Below are 4,424 nucleotides of genomic sequence, written 5' to 3'. Positions count from 1 at the left end.
GGACTTTTTCCCTGAAAATTAGGTAATTGACCCCCTGAAAATGGGTAAAACCCCACACCCCACACCCCACACCCCACACCCTGCCACCCCCGAAAACCTTTTTCAGCAAACCCTATTTATTCCCCCTTTTGCATGAGTGCCTCTCCTGATATGTAGCCCATACTCAACGGATTTAGTATGATAACCGATAACTCTTTCATCGCCTTCATAAAATTTAACATTAACGCCATTTTCTCAAAAAAATCGACCCGCCTAAGGGCGGGAAAGAAAAGAAAAAAGAAAAAATAGGGAATAAGGGTAAAAGGGGAAAAAGGAAAAAGGGTTAGAGAGTTCTCCCGAATACGCAGACTACCCGAAAACCGACAACGTTGAAGCGGAGGTCGCGGCGGAAGGGGCTGAGGTAGCGAAACGCGGAACGGCAGACATCAGGAATGTAGCTCCAGGAACCGCCCCGCAGAGGAGAACGATTATCATTCCCATTTTCTAGCCAGGCACTGCCATCTCTCGGCGCACCGTCATAGTTATCGTGCCAAGTATCGGCGCACCACTCCCAGACATTGCCGTGCATATCGTATAGCCCGAAGGCATTGGGGGGAAATTGTCCCACGGGAGTCGTTTCTCCTCGATATTCTCCCTTCGCTTCCCCGGCGTAGGTTTTGCTGGCATTGTAGTTGGCCAATTCCCCGGTAATGGTTTCCCCAAAGTAAAATGGGGTGGTGGTTCCAGCACGACAAGCGTACTCCCATTCCGCCTCACTCGGTAGTCGGTATTCCCTTCCTGTCAGCTTTGATAATCTTGCACAGAATTCGACGGCATCGTACCAGTTGACTTGTTCCACGGGTCTATCCCAGCGCGTGGGCGATCCCCCCCTAGCCCCCTCTTCAAAAGGGGGGGAATCGGAAGCCCCCCTTTTGAAGGGGGGTTTGGGGGGATCTTTAAAGCGGGAGGGATCAGGATCAAGGTCTTTTTCTACTTTCAAATCCGTGCGAGAGGCAACTGCTCTCCACTGTGCCTGGGTGATAGGATATTTACCCATGAAAAAGGTGGGGACAGTAACCTCCTGTTGAGGGCGTTCATACTTATAACTATCTTTCTCATTTGGCGGTGAACCCATCGTGAATGTTCCCCCCGGGATGGCAATCATTTCTAAGGTGATGTCGTTGCCCAAATCTTGGCTGAAATATTGGGCTTCTCTTGACTCTTTTTCGATTTGCTCACCCTTAGCATTTACTCGCACCACCTCAAAGTTAAATGGTAACAATTCTAACTTTTGCAACGTTTTAACTGAAACTGGAACTTTCTTTGATTGCGTATTTTGTGACGTTTGAGAACCAGGGGTACGGGCTGCCGTTTGCTCCAGTTGCTCTGCAATGGCCAGATAATTTCCGCCCAAATTTCTTAAGATTCTGGCCGACACTTCGGCAAAAGGACGAATAATGCCCTGTATATCTCCACCTATTTCTGTTGAGGGTTTTTTCAATTCAGCGAGGAAGTCCCGTAATTCTAGGTTCAGTTGTTTGGCGATATATTTGGAGACGCGATCAAATACATTTACCGTAGTAGAGCGAGTAGAACTGAGTTGTAAAATGTCTCTTACTTCTGGATTGATAAAATCGTAGAGTACCGCATCTGGGTCGGTTTCCTTAATACCTAACGAACGAACGCGAAGAATACCGCCTAAAAATACTTCTGCGATTTGGACTTGACCTGCTTCTGGTAACATTTCCTTACGGATCAATCGAACTACGGGCAGAAAAATTGTCGGTGTCGCCGCTAACAATTCAGCTAATTCTTGAGCTAAAAGTGAGGCATTGTTGCGAAATCGTCTAACTATTTCTTCTGGAGTTAAATTTAGCTCGGCCTCGGATTCTAATTCTTCTTTGGTATCGGGAGTCAGTATAAATCCTGCCACTTTAGTGTCACTGCGGCCCACGACTACACTACTCCATCGTTCGACACTGAAAGGTTCTAAAGTAAAAACAGGAATCTGTAAGCGATTCTGTTCACGAAAGACGTTTTCCCAAATCAGCACATCTCTAAATTTTAATCGACTATTAGTTAGGCCCGGTTCATCACTAAACAAAGTTACTTTCGCTCCCAATCCCAAGCCAGTTTTGAGCCAAAGCCATTCTGGAAGCATCTGCAATATAGCTAATGGACTCGATTGACTCCACAATTTTAAAAGCGGAAACATCCTACCATCTCGCCAATAGGATGCCACACAATCACTAACTACTACAATGAGACGGCGGCCATTCGGATTGAGTAATTCTTTAGGATGATAAACTCTAGAATTAGTCTTGCTTAATCCTTTATAAAGAAATAGATTATTTTCCTTGAAAGCTAATTGCCAGACCTGTACATCACGAAAGATACCGTAATGTTGTAGTACAGTTTTAAGATCCGTTAAGGTTTGATGCCAAATATCCATCGACGGACTGCGATCAAATACCAATGCTAGTTCTAACCAAGGTTCTAAAGTTGGTTTAAAAACAGGGTTCAAGATTTTTTGGTCAGTTGCGGCAAAACTTTCCACTGTTCGGACTTCATCCAAAATACTTGGACGATCCTGTGTAGGTACGCGCCGCAATAATGTTTTTAAAGCTCTTGCCAAAGATAGAGAACTGCCCAAATCCGACGGATTATCGACTGGAAAAGTTAAAGAGCCACCGCCACCAACGAATGAATCTTTGCTTTGTTGTCGCGGGAATAAGTGTCCCACAGGTTCCGTTTTTTTCTCTTCTTCTTTCCCTAGAACCTTTTGTTTGGATTCAGATGAGGATGAAGAACTATTACCATTAGAAGAACCATCTTCAATTTCTTCTTCACTTTTGCTTTCAGTAGTTTCTACAATTTGAGGCCAATGGAGCAATAGCCAACACAAATCGGCCAACTCGTAACCGGTCATTTCTAGCTCTGACTGATTGAGAGTCTTAAGTAACCTTTTGAATCGATCCGGTTTCACTGATGCGGAAGCATCGCTCATTATAATCCCTCCGTATCGTTCAAACTCTTAAGCAATAACTCTTTCAAAGATTTGCGATCGAGAGTGGATTCTGCACCACCAGTCAACATATAAACAACGTTGAGGAGTTGATCCGTTGCCAAATCTTTTCTATCCAGAAAATCTGTAATTAATTGACCAATGCGATCGCTAGACTTATTAAAATATTCATCACCCATGTGAGATTTGACTATGGATTTAAGATTATTAATGCCCGGATTGGGCATATTGATTCTAATACAACGTCTTTTGAAGGCTGGAGGAAAATCTCTTTCCCCGTTACTGGTCATAACGACGATAGGAAAAGCATTACATCCCACTATTCCGCTCTTTAGCTCGACGGGATGAAGATTTTTATCCCAGGTAAAAACCGAAACTGTTTTATCGGGGTTTCTCTCTGTCCAGCGTTTTATTTCGGGGATTTCATATTCGCCTTCTTCAAACAGATTGAGGAGGTCATTGGGCAAATTGATGTCACTTTTGTCTATCTCGTCTATTAGCAACACTCTGGGCAAAGCTGAAGGAAGAAATGCCGTACCCAAAGCTCCTAAAGTGATATAAGAGCCGATATCTTGTTTGCCGTCGGGTTCCGATTCTTGTAAACGGGCGATCGCATCATAACGATACAAACCATCCTGAAGAGTTGTTCGAGCCGTAATCGACCATTTTAAAACCGGACCCAATTTCAGTTGGTATGCTAAAGCATAGGCTAGGGAAGTTTTCCCCGAACCGGGACGACCAGTCACTAACAGAGGACGACGCAAGCATAAAGCCGCATTTACTCCGGCGATCACCAAATCGATAGCTTCCTGAAGTTGAGCATTTTGAGAATTGGTTTCATTGTCAGCGATTTCTGACAAACGGAATTTTTCACCGCGCTCGCGATCTTTTTTTTCTTTCTCGACAAGTTTCAATAATTCTGACCAGCGATCGCTATCTCGATCGAGAATAGGTCTGTCGAAATTTCTCCAAGGAGGTGGAGAAGGAAGATTAAGAGTTTCAGATAGCTGTTCTCCCCGACCATTAAACGGTTGCCAGTGAACTGATTTAGTTTCTTCTACCATTTTATTACTTAGCTCCTATTGTTTGTAAGGGATTTTCTTCTGGCAAGATTTCTGGGTCTTCTAACAACATACCGAGATAATAACCAGGATACTGTTTACGCTCTGTTTCAGTCCTGGTTCCCCATGAAACAGTTCTTAGTTCCCAAGTTTTTTCCAGTAACCCACGACATCGATCGGATAAATTATCGCAACTCAGACATTGTGTAAATTCCTGTTCAAATTGTACTTCTGATGGAATAATATCCCAATTCCAAACGGCGATGGGAATACCGCTATCAAAAATAGACTCAAAGAATCTCATACGCTCAAATTTATCGACAAAGAGAGAACCTTTTAATATAATCCCCCACAGATTC

General features: G+C 43.8%; 2 protein-coding genes and 1 pseudogene. All 3 read right to left on the bottom strand.

Annotation, left to right across the window (positions count from 1 at the left end):
- Positions 1 to 322: 322 nt before the first annotated feature.
- The gene (locus tag PX636_RS01735; protein WP_288116027.1) at positions 323 to 2,986 is read right to left on the bottom strand and encodes a formylglycine-generating enzyme family protein; all 2,664 of its coding nucleotides are present in this window, start codon (positions 2,984 to 2,986) and stop codon (positions 323 to 325) included.
- The gene (locus PX636_RS01730; RefSeq protein ID WP_002795441.1) at positions 2,986 to 4,068 is read right to left on the bottom strand and encodes an AAA family ATPase; all 1,083 of its coding nucleotides are present in this window, start codon (positions 4,066 to 4,068) and stop codon (positions 2,986 to 2,988) included. The genes PX636_RS01735 and PX636_RS01730 overlap by 1 nt, the downstream gene beginning before the upstream one ends.
- Positions 4,069 to 4,072: 4 nt before the next feature.
- Positions 4,073 to 4,424: pseudogene (locus PX636_RS01725) on the bottom strand (hypothetical protein); the annotation flags it as partial.

Origin of the sequence: Microcystis sp. M53598_WE2 (genome assembly GCF_030067735.1) — a bacterium.
GTDB classification, from domain to species: domain Bacteria; phylum Cyanobacteriota; class Cyanobacteriia; order Cyanobacteriales; family Microcystaceae; genus Microcystis; species Microcystis aeruginosa.
This window is presented reverse-complemented; position numbering and strand designations above follow the sequence as displayed.

What these genes read in the sequence shown, in the direction of transcription:
- PX636_RS01735 (WP_288116027.1), bottom strand. Translation starts at nt 2,986, where the DNA reads ATGAGCGATGCTTCCGCATCAGTGAAACCGGATCGATTCAAAAGGTTA.
- PX636_RS01730 (WP_002795441.1), bottom strand. Translation starts at nt 4,068, where the DNA reads ATGGTAGAAGAAACTAAATCAGTTCACTGGCAACCGTTTAATGGTCGG.